Source organism: Streptomyces sp. SID5643, from assembly GCF_009872555.1.
Classification (GTDB): Bacteria; Actinomycetota; Actinomycetes; order Streptomycetales; family Streptomycetaceae; genus Streptomyces; species Streptomyces iakyrus.
This window is the reverse complement of record NZ_WWIC01000367.1, coordinates 1-287: the sequence shown is the minus strand read 5'-3', so window position 1 is coordinate 287 and position 287 is coordinate 1. Positions and strand designations below refer to the sequence as shown.

At 66.6% G+C, this 287-nt stretch carries 1 protein-coding gene; it reads right to left on the bottom strand.

The window, feature by feature from the left end; translation table 11 throughout:
• The coding region (locus GTY56_RS39185) for a beta-ketoacyl synthase N-terminal-like domain-containing protein (protein ID WP_161370017.1) at positions 1–287 on the bottom strand (287 nt) is incomplete at both ends.

Sequence of the window (287 nt, the reverse complement as noted above, 5' to 3'; positions counted from 1 at the left end):
AGACCCAGCACATACGAGATACGACCCGAAGCCACGCTGCCGGACGTTCCCGTCAGCAGATGACCTTCGAACTCCGCGGGGGCTTCGTGCAGCCGGGCCGCGTATTCCTGGTGGAACATGCCGGCGTAGACGCCGGTCCGTGAGCCGCGCAGCGAGTGCGGGTCGATACCCGCCCGCTCCAACGCCTCCCACGACGTCTCCAGCAACAACCGCTGCTGCGGATCCATCGCCAACGCCTCACGCGGCGAAATACCGAAGAACCCCGCGTCGAACTCCCCCGCGTCATG